The following is a 15473-nucleotide window of genomic DNA, read 5'->3' as shown; positions in this document are numbered from 1 at the left end:
CCTTCAGCCGCCCCTGAGCACGTCCAGCACCGCCCGGACGCGGGCCAGGACTTCGCGCCGCTGTACCTTCAAGCCGCTGCGGCCAGTCACGTCGCGGGCGTTCAGGCCCACGACGTCGAGGCCGCGTGCCCGCGCCAGGAACATGGCCCGCTGGTTGTGAAACGGCTGGCTGATGACGGTGAATTCCCGCAGCCCGAACACCTCGTCGGCGCGGGCCACGCTGTCGAGGGTCCGCAGGCCCGAGCGGTCGAGCAGCAGCCGCTCGCCGGGTACGCCGCGTGCGGTCAGGTCGCGGTACATGGCCCCCGGCTCGTCGTAGCCGTCGCTGCGCCCCTCGCCGCTGAGCAGCAGCACCTGCACCTTGCCTGCCCGGTACGCAGCTTCGGCGGCGTCTATGCGGTAGAGGTAGTAGCGGTTCGGGCGCCCGCTCGCCAGCACGTCACTCGTGCCCAGCACCAGCCCGACCTGCCTTGCCGGGAGGTCTTCCGGGCGGGCAAACAGCCGCCCCCGCGCCGACAGCGGCACCAGCACCTGCGGCAGCAGCGCCCCGGCGAGGAGGAGGCCCGCTCCCCGCACGGCCCAGCGCCCGCCCGGTGCTCCGCGCTTCACGGCCCCAGCCGCCGCTCGAACCGGGCGACGAGCCAGGGACCGGCCTGCACCACGTCCACTTCCCGGAAGCCCGCCGCCGCGTACAGCGCCCGCAACCGGGGCCGCGCCGCCGCCGTGTCGAGCCGCAGAAAGCTCCGGCCCAGGGCGCGGGCCTCCGCCGCCGCATGGTCGAGCAGCGTGCGCGAAAGGCCCTGGCCCTGCCACGCGGGATGGACACCCAGCTTGTGCAGGTACGCCGCCTCGCCGGGCGGGTCGTCGGGCCAGAAGAAGGGGTCGGTCATGAGCAGCGCGTAGGTGCCGACCACCTCGCCGCCCTGCCGGGCCACCCGCCAGCTCTCGCGGGGAGAGTGCCGCTCCAGACGCTCGGGCGTCAGGCTCTCTGCGGACCACAGGTCCTCGCCGCGCTCTTTGAGGTCCCGCGCCACTTCCCGCCGCAGCGCCGAGGCCGCGTCCAGGTCGCCCTGGGCATAGCTCAGACCCTGGCCCGTCTCCCCCTGGCCCGTCACGCCCAGACCCCTACCACCCCGGCGCCCTCACACCCTCACAGCCCCGGCACACCGATTTTGGCGAGTCCGGCATTGAACCGCGCCGTGTCCAGCCCGCCCTGGTCGATGTGGCGCACCACCCCCTGCGCGTCGATAAAGACGGTGCGCGGAATCCCCGTGACCTGATAGGCGATGGCCGTTGCCACGCCGGGGTCCTGGAGGTTGGGGTACGTCAGGCCGTACTGCCGGGCGAAGTCGCGGGCGTCCTGTGGCCGGGTTTCGTTGAACAGGATGCCGACCAGCGCGGGCGCGTCCGGGCGGGCGGCGAGCTTGGCGAACAGGGGCGCTTCCTCACGGCAGGGGCCACACCACGACGCCCAGAAGTTCAGCACCACCGGGCGGCCCCGGTAGTCGGCCAGCGCCACCGGTTGCCCGTCCAGACCGGCGAGCCGGAACGCGGGCGCCGTCTGGCCCACCAGCGGCCCGCCCGCCGCCTGGTCTGCGGGCCGCAGCAGCGCCCAGCCCAGACCCCCACCAGCGCGGCGGCCAGCAGCGGCGGCACGGCGCGGGTCCAGGCGGGGCGGGCAGGCGGGGCGGGCGGGGCGGGCTGGGTCATGCTGTGGCGAGTCTACGGCGCGGGGGAGGGGGCAAACTGCCTTCCCGTTTCCGGGGCGGCCAAGGGCCGGGCAGAGTAGAGTCCGGAAGATGACTTCTTCCCCTTCTTTCGACGAACGCCTCGCCCGCTACGCCGAACTGCTGGTCAAGGTCGGCGTCAACCTGCCCGCAGGCGGCAAGCTGCTGGTCAACGCGCCACTCGACGCCGCGCCGCTGGTGCGTCTGGTCGCCCGCGCCGCGTACCGAGCGGGGGCGCTCGACGTGCGGGTGAACTACCACGACGAACACCTCGGCCTCGCGCTGTTTGAGGACGGTTCCGACGAAGCGGTGGGCTTTTTGCCTGCCTGGGTCGCCGAAGAAGCGGGGCACATGGTGGAGGACGGGTACGCCCGGCTCGCCATTCGCGGAGACGACCCCGCGCTGCTGCGCCACGTCAACCCCGAACGCATTGCCGAGCGCAGCAAGCGGACGGCCCAGGCCATGCGCGAGGTGTCGGCAGCGGTGAGCGGCTTTGCGGTCAACTGGACGGTGGCCGCCATGAGCACCCCCGCCTGGGCACGGACCGTCTACCCCGACCTGCCCGAAGCCCAGGCCGTCGCCCGGCTCTGGGACGACATCTTCAAGGTCACCCGCGCCGACCTGCCCGACCCGGTGGCCGCGTGGCAGGAGCATGTGGCGGCCCTCGCCCGGCGCTCGGCATACCTCAACGCCAAGCAGTACGCCGCCGTTCACCTGAAATCTGAGCTGGGCACCGACCTGACGGTGGGACTGGCCGAGGGGCACATCTGGCAGGGCGGCGCAGAGGAAGCCAAAAACGGCGTCGTGGGCGTGCCCAACCTCCCCACCGACGAGGTGTTCACCATGCCGCGCCGCGACCGGGTGGAAGGCTGGGCCGTCGCCAGCAAGCCGCTGAGCGTGCGCGGGCAGGTCGTGGAGGGCATCCGGGTGCGTTTCGAGAACGGCAAAGCGGTCGAGGTCAGTGCCGAGAAGGGCGAAGACACCCTCAGAAAACTGATCGCCACCGACGAAGGCGCCGCGCACCTCGGGGAAATCGCGCTGGTGGCCGCCTCCGCGCCGGTCGCGCAGACGGGAACCTTGTTCTTCAACACCCTGTTCGACGAGAACGCCGCCAGTCACATCGCCCTGGGGCGCTGCTACGCCACCAACGTGCAGGGCGGCGAAGACCCGGAGCGGCTGAAGGCGGCGGGCGGCAACGACAGCCTGATTCACGTGGACTGGATGATCGGCACGCCCGGCACCGACGTGGACGGCGTGACCGCTTCCGGCGAGCGCGAAGCCCTGATGCGCGGCGGCGAGTGGGTCATCTGAGAGCAGGTGCGGCTACAATGCCTGCTATGAGCGACCTCTACGCCGCCGACGGGTTTACCCAGACCCCCTACCTCAGCACCGAGCGCCAGACCAAGTTCACCCAGGCCCCCGAACTGGGCGACGCCATCGAGCCGGGCAAGGCCTACCGCGCCGTGCTGGAAACCAGCAAGGGCCGCATCGTGGTGGAGCTGTACCCCGACGAAGCGCCCGTGACCGTCAACAGCTTCGCGTACCTGCTGCGTCACCGCTACTACGACGGCATCAAGTTCCACCGCGTCATCGACGGCTTCATGGCCCAGACCGGCGACCCCACCGGCACCGGCATGGGCGGCCCCGGCTACCGCTTCGAGGACGAGTTCGCGGGCAACCCCCACCGCCACAGCGGCAAGGGCGTGCTGAGCATGGCGAACGCCGGCCCCGGCACCAACGGCTCGCAGTTCTTCATCACCTTCACCGCCACCCCGCACCTCGACGGACGCCACACCGTGTTCGGCAAGGTCGTGGAAGGGCTGGACGTGCTCGACCGCCTCACCCGCATTCAGCCGGGCATGGGCGGCACGCCCGACGTGATCGAAACGGCGTACCTCGTCGAGAAGTGACCTACTCCCCGGCCAGCAGGCTCCGGCACGCGCCGGGGCTTTTTCTTTTTGTCGCTTGGTCCTTTTCCCTGTCCCCTCCACTACACTGGCCCTCATGTCAGACGCACCTCTCACGCTGGAAATTGAAAAACTCGTTGCCGGGGGGCTGGGACTTGCCCGCGACGAACGCGGCGTGGTGCTGGTGCGCGGCGCCCTGCCCGGCGAGCGCGTCACCGCCGACGTGCGCAGCGGCAAAGGCGTGCGCCAGGGCACGGTGCGCGAAGTGCTGCGCCGCAGCCCCGACCGGGTGGACGGCCCCGAGCTGCCCACCGCCGACCTTGCCTTCGCCTCCTACGCGGCGCAGCTCGGGTACAAGCGGGCGTTCGTGGAAGAAGCCCTCTCGCGCATCGCCAAGCTTCAGGCCCCGGTGGGAGAGACGGTGCCGAGTCCCGAGCAGTGGCACTACCGCAACACGGCGCAGTACCTCGTGACGCCCCAGGGCCTGGGCTACCGCGAGCGCCGGGGCCACAGCGCCCAGCTGTTTCAGGGTGACCCCCTCGTGATGGAAGAAATCGCCGCTGTCGTCGCCAAACTCGACCCCGAGCGGCTCGACCCCGCTGGCGAAATCGCCTTTCGCGCCAGCCGCCTGACCGGAGAAGTGGTGGCGGCGCTGATCGGCACCGGGGAGCCGCGTGATTTTCTGCGGGCCAGTGACCACCTGCTCGACGCGGGCGTGGTGGGCGTGTCGCTGGCGCAACCGGCGGGCCGCCGCTTCAGCGCGGGCGTGCGTCTGATCGCGGGCGAAAGCGAGATTCAGGAGAGCTTCGGCGACGTGCAGGTCAGCATCAGCGCCACCGGATTCGCGCAGGTCAACCCGGCGGCGGCGGGGCTGGCCTACCGCCGGGCGGCGGCGCTGGCAGGCCGGGGCGAACACGCGGTGGACCTCTACGGCGGCGCGGGCGCGATTGCCCGGCACCTCGCGCCCCAGTTTCGCCGCGTGACCGTGCTGGACACCTCCGCCGAGGCGCTGAGCCGGGGACGGCAGGACGTGGCGCGGGGTGCGGCGCAGGGGGCAGGCGAAAAGAACGTGTCCTTCCGGCAGGGCGACGCCTCGCGCCTGGGTGACATCGGCGCCGACGTGCTGGTCGTGGACCCGCCCCGCGCCGGACTGGACGACGAGGTGCGGGGCGAGATTCAGGACAGCACCGCCGACCGCCTCGTGTACGTCTCCTGCGACCCGGCGACCTGGGCGCGGGACGTGGGCGACCTCGTGCGCCGGGGCTGGAAGCTGGGCGAGGTCACGCCGCACGACTTTTACCCCCAGACCTCGCACGTCGAAATCGTGAGCGTGCTGGAGCGCTGATGCGGGGGCTGCGGTTGATGCGGGGGCTGTGGCTGCTGCTGCCGCTGCTGCTCACCGCCTGCCAGGACCGCGAGGCCCGCGCCCAGAACGCCGAACTCTCGCGCCGGGTGGCGGCGCTGGAAGCCGAGGTGCAGGCGCTCAGAAAAGACCGGGCGTCCCCGCCCGCGCTCACCCCGCCCGCCGACGCTGCCGCCGTGACCGCCCGCGCCGCTGCCCGCAACTGCGCCACCCAGCTCGCCCGCACGCTGGAGGACTACCGCCGGGGCAGCCTGGAAGGGCGATACCCCGGCGCGGCGGAGGTGTCCCTGCCCCCGCCCTGCCAAAACCAGACGGTGCGCTGGCAGACCCGCACCGCCCAGGCCTATGCCTTCAGCGTGGTGGGTGAGGACGGGCAGGTGCTGGCGGGGGGAGAGGGGCCTTAGAGCAGTTCTCCGAATTACGTGATGCGCGGAACGGCACCCCGCCTCACTCCATTCTCTCCTGCGGAGCTTTGCAAGTCCGCCCTGCTCAGTGTTTTGCACTCGCTCTCTGCGAGCTGTCCCAGTCCGCTCGCCAAAAAGACGTTACGTCTTTTTGTCAAATGCTCTAAGCCAACTCCGCCAGCACCCGCTCGACGACCACCGCCACCCCGTCCTCCTCGTTGCTCAGGGTCACTTCATCGGCGGCGGCCCGCGCTTCGGGGTGGGCACCTCCCATCGCCACGCCGCGCCCGGCCCAGGCCAGCATCTCGGCGTCGTTGGGGGCGTCCCCGAAAGCCAGGGTGTCGGCCTGCGCCACGCCCAGTTTCCCGCACAGCAGCGCCAGCCCCGCCGCTTTGGTGAGGCCCTCGGCGGCCACTTCCACGAACGCCGCGCCGCTGTGGGTGGCGTGAAAGCCGCCCAGTCCCAGCCCGCGCACGGCGGCGAGCAGCTCGGGCGGGGAAACGTGGGGGTGACGCAGCACGAATTTCAGGCTGGGGCCGCTTACCACTTCTTCCAGCGCGTAGCGGCCCATCGTCGCCGGGTCGCGCTTGTGGTCCGTCTCGGCGGCGAGGTCGGCGTAGTCGCCCTGCGCGTAGAAGCCCTCGCCCGCTTTCCGGATGCTGGCGAACACCGTGCCCGGCACCGCTTCGCGCATTGCCTCGGCCAGTGAACGCTGCACCTCCGGCGCGAGGTGGCGCTCGAACAGCACCTCGCCCGTGCCCAGGTGAATGCCGAGCGCCCCGTTGCTGCACAGCGCCCAGCCGCCAAAACCTGCGCCCTCGGCAATCCGCCGCACACCGATCGGCTGCCGCGCCGTGACGGGGACGACGTGGATTCCCGCCGCCCGCGCCGCGTCCAGCGCCCAGCGGGTACGGGGGCTGACGCTGAGGTCGTTTCGGAGCAGGGTGCCGTCGAGGTCGGACGCGATGAGGCGCAGGGGCATGGGGATTACGCTACCGCTCACCCCGGCAGATGACATACAGACCCACTCCAACGAAATCTCATCCTGTTGCGCCCCGGAGAGAACACAGAGATGGAGAAACCCCCGCCTGCCGAGCTTCGGCCCAGGCAGCGGGGGTGGTGACGCGCGGCAGCGGCGCAGCCCGGCTCAAGCTCAGCCCTCGCTGTCCACCTCGTTCTCGTATTCCAGGTAAGTGTAACCCAGCAGTTCCTCGCCGTAGTCCTCCAGCAGCTCGTGCTCCTGCTCCTGGGTCAGCGTGCCGCGCCCGATGGCGGCGTCGGCCTGGTCCTCGATGGCGTCGCGCAGCATCGGCTCCTCGTAGCCCATGGACTCGATCATGCGCCGCGCCTTTTGCCCACGCACGAACAGGTCGATGTTGAACTTGCCGCCGGGCCGCACCGTCACGTGCGCCTCGCTGACCTTGCCGAACAGGTTGTGGGCGCTGCCCAGCACGTCCTGGTACGCACCCATCAGGAACGCGCCGAGGTAGTAGGGGTCACTGCCGGGTTCGTGCAGCGGCAGGGTGGATTTCACGTCGCGCAGGTCGATAAACTTTTCGATCTTGCCGTCGCTGTCGCAGGTGATGTCCACCAGCGTGGCCTGCCGGGTGGGTTTTTCGTTCAGGCGGTCGAGCGGCACGATGGGAAACAGTGCGCCGATGGCCCAGTTGTCGGGGAGGCTCTGAAACAGGCTGAAGTTGCAGATGTACTTGTCGGCCAGCACTTTTTGCAGGTCTTCGAGTTCGTCAGGCACGTACTTTTCGCCCTGAATCAGCCTCGCGATCTTGCGCAGGATGGCGTTGAACAGCGCCTCGCCCTTCGCCCGGTCGCTCAGCGTCACGTACCCGAGGTCGAAGAGGTTGTGCAGCGTCTGTTTGTCGCCCACGGCGTCGTTGTACGACTCGCGGTAGTTGCGCATGGAGATGTTTTCCAGCGTCTCGTACATCTCGCGCACGATCTGGTGGCTGTCCTCGCCGGGCACCGTCAGTTCCTGGTCTTCGAGGTTGCGGGTCGGCCCGGTCACGTCCACCACCGGCAGAATCATCACGGCGTGGTGCGCGGTCAGGGCCCGGCCCGATTCGGACACGATGACCGGCTCGGGCACCTCGCGGGCCTTGCACACTTCCTGCACGGTGTACACGATGTCGGCGGCGTACTCCTTGACGGTGTAGTTCATGGAGGCGTAGAAGGTCGTTTTCGACCCGTCGTAGTCCACGCCGAGGCCGCCGCCCACGTTGAGGTATTTGAGGTCCGCGCCCGCTGCGATCAGGCCCGCGTAGGTCTGCGCCGCCTCGCGCACGGCGACCTTGACGCGGCGAATGTCGGTGATCTGCGACCCGATGTGGGTGTGAAGCATCACCAGACTGTCGAGCATGTTCTCTTCTTTCAGCCGCTCGACCACGCGCAGCAGTTCGTAGGCGTTGAGGCCGAACTTGGCCTGGTCGCCGCCCGATTCTTCCCACTGGCCCGAGCCGCGGGCGTGCAGCTTGAAGCGCACCCCCACCGCAGGCTTGACGCCCAGCGTCTTGGCCTGCTTGAGAATCCGGTCGAGTTCGGTGAACTTCTCGATGGTGATGACCACGTTCTTGCCCAGCGTGCGGCCCCAGAGGGCGAGCTTGATAAAGCCGTCGTCCTTGAAGCCGTTGCAGCACAGCAGCGCGTCGGGGTGCATCTTCTGCGCGAGGCACAGCGCGAGTTCGGCCTTTGACCCGGCTTCCAGGCCGTGTGCGTAGTCGTATCCGGCGGCGGCCACCGTTTCGACCACGGCGCGGCGCTGGTTGACCTTGATGGGAAACACGCCCTGGTAATGCCCGGAGTAGTTGTACTCGTTGATGGCGGCCTGAAACGCTTCGTTGAGGTGCTTGACCCGTCCGGCGAGCACCTGCGGAAAGCGCAGGATGACCGGCAGGCTCTCGCCCCGGTCCACGATTTCGTCCACGATGGCGCGGAGTGAGGCGTGCAGACCGGGGGCGGGCGTGGCTTCCATCAGGCCCTTGTCGGACACGCGGAACCAGCCGCCCGACCAGTTGGGCACCTGGTACAGTTCGGCGGCGTCGGCGGGGGTAAAGCTGATATTGAGCGGATTGGCAGTCGTCATAGCGCTCCTCCTGTGGGTAGGTAGGCTCGCCGTGCGCGGGGTTCGGAGTGCGGACAGCCCACTCAACAAAACGCCGTGCGAAACCGGGGGGCATGATAGGACATGGCGCGGGGGCCGCGTGTCAGAACTTTAACGTCTTGGCCGGATGGGGGGTCACCGTGAATCCGGCGCGGCGGGTGTGGCCCTGTTCCCAGCGGGTCAGCTCCTTATACGGATTCCGATTGAATCTGGTAGTTTCAGATTCAATCCGACTTGCAAAGCTGCGCAGCAGAGCGGATGCGAGTAGGAAAAAAATACGGATTCCGCGATATGGATGCACAGGCGGCGCTTTCCCGGCTGTGCAGGAATTAAGCGGAATCCGTATTACTCGGCCCGCCACGCCCGCACGAAGCGCTCGCGCCCGGTTAGGTCGGCGTGAACCTCCGTTGCCCAGCCCGCGCCGCGCAGCTCGGCGGCCAGCGCAGGCGCGTTGCGCGGGTCGAGTTCGAGCCAGAGCGTGCCGCCCGGAGTCAGCCGCGCCGCCGCTTCCGCCGCCAGGGGTCGGGCGAGGTCCAGGCCGTCCGGCCCGGCGTAGAGGGCCAGGTCCGGGTCGTGCCTCACTTCCGGGTCGGCCGTTTCACGGTCGGCGGACGGCAGATAGGGCGGGTTGGACACGATCAGGTCGAACGGCCCGTCCAGCCCGGCGAGCAGGTCGGTTTGCACGAAAGTCACGTCCAGCCCGTTCAGCGCGGCATTTTCACGGGCAAGCGAGAGCGCGTCGGCGCTGAGGTCGCTGGCGGTCACCTCGGCGTGCGCAAAGGCGGCTTTCAGGCCCAGCGCGAGCGCCCCCGTCCCGGTGCCCACGTCCAGCACGCGGGGCTGGGACAAAGACTGAAGCTGCTGCGACGCGAGGTGCAGCAGCCACTCGGTTTCAGGTCGAGGCACCAGAGCGCGGGCGTCGGATTTCAGGCGCACGCCGCCCCACTCCACTTCGCCCAGCAGGTGTTGCAGGGGGACGCGGGCGGCCCGGCGCTCTATCCGCGCCCAGACGCGGGCTTCGGCCTCCGGCGCGACTTCCTCACCGCCGCGCAGCAAAAGGGCGGTGCGGCTCAGGTTCAGGGTGTGTTCGAGCAGCAGCCGGGCGTCCGGCTCCGGGGAAGAAACGCCCGCTGCGGTCAGCCGCTCGGCGGCCCGGGTCAGCAGGTCGCGGAGCTGCACCGCCGCCTACCCGTGCCGGGGCCGGATAATCAGCCGCCGCGCCGCGCCCTCGCCCACGGACTCGCTCATCACGTCGGGGTTTTCCTTCAGGGCGATGTGAATCACGCGCCGCTCGGCCGGGGGCATGGGCTGCAACTCGTGCGCCTCGCCGCTCTTGGCGACCTGAATGGCGAGGCGCTCGGCCAGCTTGGTGAGGGTGTCGGCCTGCCGCTTGCGAAAGCCGCCCACGTCCACCCGCACCCGCAGGTCGCCGCGCCCGGCGTGCTTGGCGAGCACCGCGTAGGCGATGACCTCGATGGCCCCCAGCGTGCGCCCGTCACGTCCGGCGAGGCGCCCGGCGTTCTCACCGCTGATTTCGGCTTCCAGCGCGTCTTCGGTGTCGCGCACCTGAACCTTCAGGCTGGGGTCGATGCGGGCGATCAGCTCGTGCAGAAAGCGTTCGAGGACCACGCGGGGGTCTTCTTCCGTGCTGGGCAGCGGTGCCGACACCGGGGCCGCGTCGGGTGCAGGCGGCGGCAGGGCGCTCTCGTCGGCGTCGCTGATCCCCAGCCCCGCGAGGTAGTCGTCCAGGTTGGTGCGGTTGTCCATGAGAAGCAGTGTAGCGCCCTGTTCCCGCCCGAACCGGGCGTGCAGGCCCTCAGTCCTGCGGCCCGCGCTGCTCCAGCACCACCACCGCCGAGGCGTGCTCGCGGGTGTGGGTCAGCGTCAGGTGCACCACCCAGCCGCGTTCCTGCATCTCCCCGGCAATCGGCGGCGCGAACCCCAGCACGGGCGCCGCATAGGGAAAAGGCCCGTCGGGTGTGCGCTCCCGCTCCACCCACACGTCGCGCCAGCCGTGCGGACGGGGCCAGACCTTCTGAAAGGCTTCCTTGGCGGCGAAGCGGGCCGCCAGGCTCGGCGCGGGGTCGCTGTGGCGGGCGGCGTAAGCCAGTTCGCTCTCGGTAAACAGCCGCTCGGCCCGCTTGCCCTCACGCTCCAGCATCCGGCGAATCCGGGCAATCTCGATCAGGTCATGGCCGACAGCGACGATCACGCCGGGCAGTCTAGAGGCTAGGGCAGTACGTCTGGGCCTGCGCTCTGGGCCGCAGCCGTTCCCCAGGGGTACGGAGGGCCGATACACTCGGGTCATGACCGCCCCCCTCTTTCCCGACCTGCGCCTTCAGACGGTGGCGGCGCTGCTGCGTGGCGGGGCCGGGGACTGGCGCCCACTGGGGGTCACGCGGATTCGGGTCTTCGGCAGCGTGGCGCGGGGCGAAGCCGACGCCGCGTCGGACGTGGACCTGCTGCTCGACTTCGCGCCGGAGGCCGGGGTCGGCCTGCTGCACCTGATGCGGGTAAGGGCGGTGCTCGAAGACCTGCTTTCGCGCCGGGTGGACGCCGTGACCGAGGCGAGCCTGCGCCCTCCCCTGCGCGGTGAAATCCTGGCCGACGCGGTGGACGTGATGGACGTGCCTGCCGCTCCTGCCCCCACGCACCGGCCCAAACGCTGGCGCTGGCGGCTGTTCGACCTGCTCGCCACGCTCGACCGCCTGAGCGAGCTGACCGCGCCGCTGACCCTGACCACCTTCCAGATGCGGGGGGAGGTGCAGGACGCCGCACTGCTCGGGCTTCTGCGGCTGGGCGAAACGACCAAGTACATCCCCCAGAGCGTGCAGGACCGTCATCCCGAAGTGCCCTGGGCCTACCTGCGCGATGTCCGCAACCTCATCGCGCACGACTATTTCAGCATCGAGCCTGCGCTGGTCTGGCGCACCGTTCGCGAGGAATTGCCGGCGCTGCGCCCGCTGCTGCAAGCGCTGGCCGACAGCCCCGAACTGGACCTGATTCCTGGCCCTGGCCCGCGTTCAGGTCCAGGCGAGGGCTGAGCGTTCCTGCCAGTAGGTTTCCGGCGGCTGCGCGAGCGTCCCGAGGGCAGAAAGGTCCACGTCCAGCTCAAGTGCCCGCAGGTTCTCGCGCAGTTGCTCCGGCGTGCTCGCCCCGCTGAGCACCACGTCGGCCCACGGCTGGCGCAGCGCGGCGGCGAGGGCCACGGCGTCGGGGGTCACGCCCAGTCGCCCGGCTTCGGCGGCCAGTGGCGCGGGCACGTCGCGCCCCCCAGTCAGGCCCCGCGCACTCAGGCGCCCGTTGGCGACCCCTTCCTTGACCACCACCGTCCAGCCCGCCGCGTGCGCCTCAGCCAGCGCTGCTCCCGCCGAGGGGTCCAGCAGGTTCCAGGTCGCCTGCACCGCCTGAAAGGGGCACACGCCGCCTGTGCGCGTCTCCAGCGCCCGGCGCAGCGTCTCGGCCTGCCGGGGGCCACTCGTGCTCAGGCCCACGCGCACGCCCCGCGCGGCCAGTTCGGTCAGCCGGGCCAGCACCCGTTCGTCGTCCAGCACGCCGGTGTCCAGGGTGGCGGAGTGAATCAGGTAGAGGGCGGGAGCGCGCCCGAGGGCCTGGAGCGTTTCGGGCCACTGCCGCTCCAGCGTGGCGAGCGAGTGGTCCTTGACTTCATGGACCGGGGCGTCGCTGCGCCAGTCGGCCACGTAGGTGTAGCCCCATTTGCTGCCCACCGTCAGCGTGCCCGGCGTGTGTCCCCGTGCGCCCAGCCAGCCGCCCAGAAATTCTTCGGCGCGGCCATAGCTGCGGGCAGCGTCGAAGACCCGCACGCCCGCCGCCCACGCCTCGTCCAGCATCGCCCAGGTGTGCTCACGCAGGGCGTCCACGCTTTTTTCGGTGCCCGTCTCCTTGCCCAGGTCGGCGCCGTGCCCCAGGTTGAGGTATCCGGGGCGGCCCAGTGCGGCGAGGCCCAGCCCCAGACGGGGCGCACCCCGGCGAAAAGCGTCGGAAGGGGAGAGGGTCATGCGGCCATTGTGCCGGAGCACTCTTCGGGCGTGCCCGGGTGCTGCGCGTCTGCGGGCGAACCTGCCCATACAATATTCGGTGTGACCGACCTCTCTGATTCCCGCCCGTCGCGGACCGCCGCCAGGGTCGCGCAGGTCGCCAGCGGCGTGGCGCTCGCGGCGCTGCTGCTGACCCCGCTGGCCGCGCTGGGCCGCACCTTCGACGCTGCCCCGGTGCTGCTGCACCTGTTCGGTGGCCTGCTGAACCTGGGCAGCAGCACCGACCTTCGCCTGCCCGACGCCGGACCGACGCGGCTGCTGGGCCTCACGTCCTTCGTCCTGCTGCTCGCCACCTTCTTCGGGGCGCTCCGGCGCGAGCGCTGGTTCTGGATCACCGGCCTGCTCGCCACGCTGGCTTCGCTCGCCGCCGTGCTGCTGCTGGGCCGCGCCCTGGGCGACGAGGTGGCCCGCGTCGCCGCCGACACCACGCTGCGCCGCCCGGTCAGGATTCGCCTGCGCAGCTTCTACGAGGGCGGCGGCATGAACCTCGGTCTCTTTCTTTCGCTGCTGGGCGGGCTGGTCGCCGCCGGTGCCGGTCTGAGTGCCCGGCAGGTCTGGTGGGACCGGTTCAACCGGCTGCGCGGGCTGCTCGTGCCCGCCGCCGCCATTGCCCTCGCCATCGCGGTGGGCGCGGTGGTCGTGTTGCTGGTGCAGCCGCCGATCAACCAGACCGGCGCGGCGCTGGGGACCTGGGGGGCGTGGCTCTCGCGTACCGACCTGGTGTATTTCGTGTACTCCACGCTGTTTGCGCCGGTCACCAGCCTCAACCCCTTCCTGGACAGCCTCAAGCTCGCCACCCCGCTGATTTTCACCGGCCTGTCGGTGGCCTTTGCCTTCCGCACGGGTCTGTTCAACATCGGCGCTCCCGGTCAGCTCACCATGGGGGCCATCGCCGCCATGCTGGTGGGGGTGTACGCCCCGGCGAGCCTGGGCTGGCTGCTGCTGCCGCTGTCCGTGATCGCGGCGGGTGCGGGCGGGGCGCTGTGGGGCGCGATTCCGGGACTGCTCAAGGCCCGCTTCGGGTCCAGCGAAGTCATCAACACCATCATGCTCAACTACATCGCCGCCGGGATTTTCGTGTTTCTTATCGGCTCCAACGAGTTTCCGTTCCTCGGCAAGACGTACAACCTGCCGTTCAAGGCTGAGGGCTACGAGGCCCAGAGCGCCGAGCTGCATGAGGCGGCGCGGCTCCCCACCATGCTCGACCTGCTGAACGTGGGCAAGGACGGCGCGACGGTCATGAGCCTGGGGTGGCTGTTCGCGCTGGGCGCTTATCTGGTGGCCCGGTTGCTGCTGCGCCGCACGCCTCGGGGTGGGCTGCTCGCGCTGGCGGCGGCGGCGCTCGTGGGGTTCCTGACCTGGCGAATCGGTGTGCCGATCAACATCGCGGGCAGCCAGCTCAACGCTTCTTTCCTGCTGGCGCTGGTGTGCGTGGCGCTGTTCGGCACCCTGATGTGGCGCACCGCCACCGGCTACGCGCTGCGGGCGGTGGGCCTGTCGCCCCGCGCCGCCGAGTACGGCGGGATCAGCGTGGCACGCGGAACCATTCTCGCCATGACCATCGCCGGGATGTTCGCGGGTCTGGCGGCCACCCACTACGTCCAGGGCGGAGCGCTCGACGACTACCGCCTCAAGCAGAATATTCCGGTCAACGTCGGCTTCGACGGCATCGCCGTGGCCTTGATGGGCCAGAGCACCCCGGCAGGCGTGGTCGCCTCCAGCCTCCTGTTTGGCACTATCGACACCGGGGGCATCGACGCCGACCTGCGCCTCGACGCGATCAACAAGGACATCGTGACGGTGCTCAAGGCGCTCATCGTGCTGTTCATCGCCGCCGGGGGCTTCCTCTCGCGCCGGTTGACCGATCCGCCGCCCCCGCAGCTCACCGGGCCGGGGGGCGCCGCGCCCAACGCGACCAGCAGCCTGCCCCAGGTTCCTCAGGCGGACCTGACCCAGACCGGCGGGAATCAGGGTCTCAACGGCCTGCACACTGACCAGACGTCCGCCGGGCAGAAGGGGAGCAACTGATGGACATCCTCAACCAGATTCTGAGCACCACCTTCCTGCTGATTTTCATTCGCAGCGTGGTGCCGCTGCTGCTCACGGCGCTGGGCGGCCTGTTTTCCGAACGCAGCGGTGTGGTCAATATCGCTCTCGACGGCCTGATCATCTTCGGGGCGCTGTCGGGCGCGGTCGTGACCCTCGCCACCGAGGAGCAACTCGGCAGCTTCGCGCCCTGGCTGGGCTGGCTGGCCGGGGCCGCCGTCGGGGGGCTGGTGGCCTGGATTCACGCGGTCCTGAGCATCAAGTACCGCGCCAACCAGGTGATTTCCGGCACCGCCATCAACCTGCTCGCAGCGGGGATGCCGCCCGTCATCCTTCAGGCCTTTTACGCCACGAGCACCGAGTCGCCCAAGGTGCAGCACGCGCTCCCGCTGTGGGGCATCGGGGACTTCAAGTTCTCCCCGCCCGTCTACTTCGCGTTTCTGGTGGTGGCGCTGACGTGGTACGTGCTCTACCGCACCCCCTACGGTCTGCGGCTGCGGGCCACCGGGGAGCAGCCCGGCGCGGCGGCCAGCATGGGGGTCAACGTCCAGCGCATGCGGTACTCGGCGGTCATTCTCTCGGGCATCCTGGCGGGGTCGGCGGGCGTGTTTCTCAGCATCGGCAACCTCAGCGCCTTCACCCGCAACATGAGCGCGGGCCTGGGCTTCATCGCCCTCGCCGCGCTGATTTTCGGACAGTGGAAGCCGCTGGGCGTGCTCGGCGCCACCCTGCTGTTCGGGCTGCTTCAGGCGATCAGCATCGCGCTGGGCGGCAAAGACCTGCTGCCTGATCCCCTGATCGGCGCTTTGCCTTACCTGATTACCATCCTGGCGCTGATTTTCACGGGCCGCAG

17 protein-coding genes (1 of these 17 only partly in view) are annotated in these 15473 nt (G+C 70.0%); 7 read left to right on the top strand and 10 right to left on the bottom strand.

Annotated features, from left to right (window positions below; translation table 11 throughout):
* Nucleotides 1-3: 3 nt before the first annotated feature.
* Genes G6R31_RS10450 through G6R31_RS17100 form a run of 4 tightly spaced genes read right to left on the bottom strand, consistent with a single transcriptional unit; the run spans nucleotide 4 to nucleotide 1710 of the window.
* On the bottom strand, nucleotides 4-609 hold the full coding sequence (locus tag G6R31_RS10450) for a SanA/YdcF family protein (RefSeq protein WP_017871384.1): 606 nt from the start codon (nucleotides 607-609) through the stop codon (nucleotides 4-6).
* Nucleotides 606-1115: a GNAT family N-acetyltransferase gene (locus G6R31_RS10445; protein WP_017871383.1), complete on the bottom strand. Its 510-nt coding sequence runs from the start codon at nucleotides 1113-1115 to the stop codon at nucleotides 606-608. The genes G6R31_RS10450 and G6R31_RS10445 overlap by 4 nt, the downstream gene beginning before the upstream one ends.
* A gap of 35 nt (nucleotides 1116-1150) precedes the next feature.
* Entirely contained in the window at nucleotides 1151-1570 is a 420-nt protein-coding gene (locus G6R31_RS10440; protein WP_318825953.1) for a TlpA family protein disulfide reductase, read from the bottom strand.
* Nucleotides 1480-1710: a hypothetical protein gene (locus G6R31_RS17100; RefSeq protein ID WP_318825952.1), complete on the bottom strand. Its 231-nt coding sequence runs from the start codon at nucleotides 1708-1710 to the stop codon at nucleotides 1480-1482. Before G6R31_RS17100 ends, G6R31_RS10440 begins: the two co-directional genes overlap by 91 nt.
* 89 nt (nucleotides 1711-1799) lie before the next feature.
* Between G6R31_RS17100 and G6R31_RS10435 the strand changes: the two genes are divergently transcribed.
* From G6R31_RS10435 to G6R31_RS10420, 4 genes are all read left to right on the top strand, one after another.
* Complete coding sequence (locus G6R31_RS10435) at nucleotides 1800-3038, top strand: aminopeptidase (RefSeq protein WP_017871653.1); 1239 nt, start codon at nucleotides 1800-1802, stop codon at nucleotides 3036-3038.
* A 26-nt stretch (nucleotides 3039-3064) separates the two neighbouring features.
* Nucleotides 3065-3637: a peptidylprolyl isomerase gene (locus G6R31_RS10430; protein WP_017871652.1), complete on the top strand. Its 573-nt coding sequence runs from the start codon at nucleotides 3065-3067 to the stop codon at nucleotides 3635-3637.
* Nucleotides 3638-3731: 94 nt separating this feature from the next.
* Nucleotides 3732-4979: a class I SAM-dependent RNA methyltransferase gene (locus G6R31_RS10425; protein WP_017871651.1), complete on the top strand. Its 1248-nt coding sequence runs from the start codon at nucleotides 3732-3734 to the stop codon at nucleotides 4977-4979.
* Nucleotides 4979-5401, top strand: a complete 423-nt coding sequence (locus G6R31_RS10420; protein ID WP_017871650.1) for a hypothetical protein — start codon at nucleotides 4979-4981, stop codon at nucleotides 5399-5401. The genes G6R31_RS10425 and G6R31_RS10420 overlap by 1 nt, the downstream gene beginning before the upstream one ends.
* A 163-nt stretch (nucleotides 5402-5564) precedes the next feature.
* Here G6R31_RS10420 and G6R31_RS10415 read toward each other — a convergent pair whose 3' ends face one another.
* From G6R31_RS10415 to G6R31_RS10395, 5 genes are all read right to left on the bottom strand, one after another.
* Nucleotides 5565-6383, bottom strand: a complete 819-nt coding sequence (locus G6R31_RS10415; RefSeq protein WP_017871649.1) for a Cof-type HAD-IIB family hydrolase — start codon at nucleotides 6381-6383, stop codon at nucleotides 5565-5567.
* 171 nt (nucleotides 6384-6554) lie between these two features.
* The gene (gene speA, locus G6R31_RS10410) at nucleotides 6555-8498 is read right to left on the bottom strand and encodes a biosynthetic arginine decarboxylase (protein ID WP_017871648.1); all 1944 of its coding nucleotides are present in this window, start codon (nucleotides 8496-8498) and stop codon (nucleotides 6555-6557) included.
* Between the two features lie 363 nt (nucleotides 8499-8861).
* Complete coding sequence (prmC, locus tag G6R31_RS10405; protein ID WP_017871647.1) at nucleotides 8862-9695, bottom strand: peptide chain release factor N(5)-glutamine methyltransferase; 834 nt, start codon at nucleotides 9693-9695, stop codon at nucleotides 8862-8864.
* Between the two features lie 6 nt (nucleotides 9696-9701).
* On the bottom strand, nucleotides 9702-10283 hold the full coding sequence (locus tag G6R31_RS10400; protein WP_017871646.1) for a Jag family protein: 582 nt from the start codon (nucleotides 10281-10283) through the stop codon (nucleotides 9702-9704).
* A gap of 49 nt (nucleotides 10284-10332) precedes the next feature.
* Nucleotides 10333-10728: a 4'-phosphopantetheinyl transferase superfamily protein gene (locus tag G6R31_RS10395; RefSeq protein ID WP_017871645.1), complete on the bottom strand. Its 396-nt coding sequence runs from the start codon at nucleotides 10726-10728 to the stop codon at nucleotides 10333-10335.
* A gap of 94 nt (nucleotides 10729-10822) precedes the next feature.
* Here G6R31_RS10395 and G6R31_RS10390 point away from each other — a divergent pair, with 94 nt between their 5' ends.
* Nucleotides 10823-11560, top strand: coding sequence for a HepT-like ribonuclease domain-containing protein (locus G6R31_RS10390; protein ID WP_017871644.1), 738 nt, complete (start codon nucleotides 10823-10825; stop codon nucleotides 11558-11560).
* Here the strand turns inward: G6R31_RS10390 and G6R31_RS10385 are convergent.
* Complete coding sequence (locus tag G6R31_RS10385) at nucleotides 11540-12535, bottom strand: aldo/keto reductase (protein WP_017871643.1); 996 nt, start codon at nucleotides 12533-12535, stop codon at nucleotides 11540-11542. The genes G6R31_RS10390 and G6R31_RS10385 overlap by 21 nt on opposite strands.
* An 81-nt stretch (nucleotides 12536-12616) precedes the next feature.
* Here G6R31_RS10385 and G6R31_RS10380 point away from each other — a divergent pair, with 81 nt between their 5' ends.
* Together G6R31_RS10380 and G6R31_RS10375 are read left to right on the top strand one after the other, a co-directional pair.
* Complete coding sequence (locus G6R31_RS10380; protein ID WP_017871642.1) at nucleotides 12617-14602, top strand: ABC transporter permease; 1986 nt, start codon at nucleotides 12617-12619, stop codon at nucleotides 14600-14602.
* Nucleotides 14602-15473: the 5' portion of an ABC transporter permease gene (locus G6R31_RS10375; protein ID WP_017871641.1), read on the top strand. The gene runs 40 nt beyond the window's last position; the window shows 872 of its 912 coding nt (coding positions 1-872); the start codon lies at nucleotides 14602-14604; its stop codon lies off the right edge, out of view. Before G6R31_RS10380 ends, G6R31_RS10375 begins: the two co-directional genes overlap by 1 nt.

The organism is Deinococcus wulumuqiensis R12 (genome assembly GCF_011067105.1).
GTDB lineage: Bacteria > Deinococcota > Deinococci > Deinococcales > Deinococcaceae > Deinococcus > Deinococcus wulumuqiensis.
This window is presented reverse-complemented; position numbering and strand designations above follow the sequence as displayed.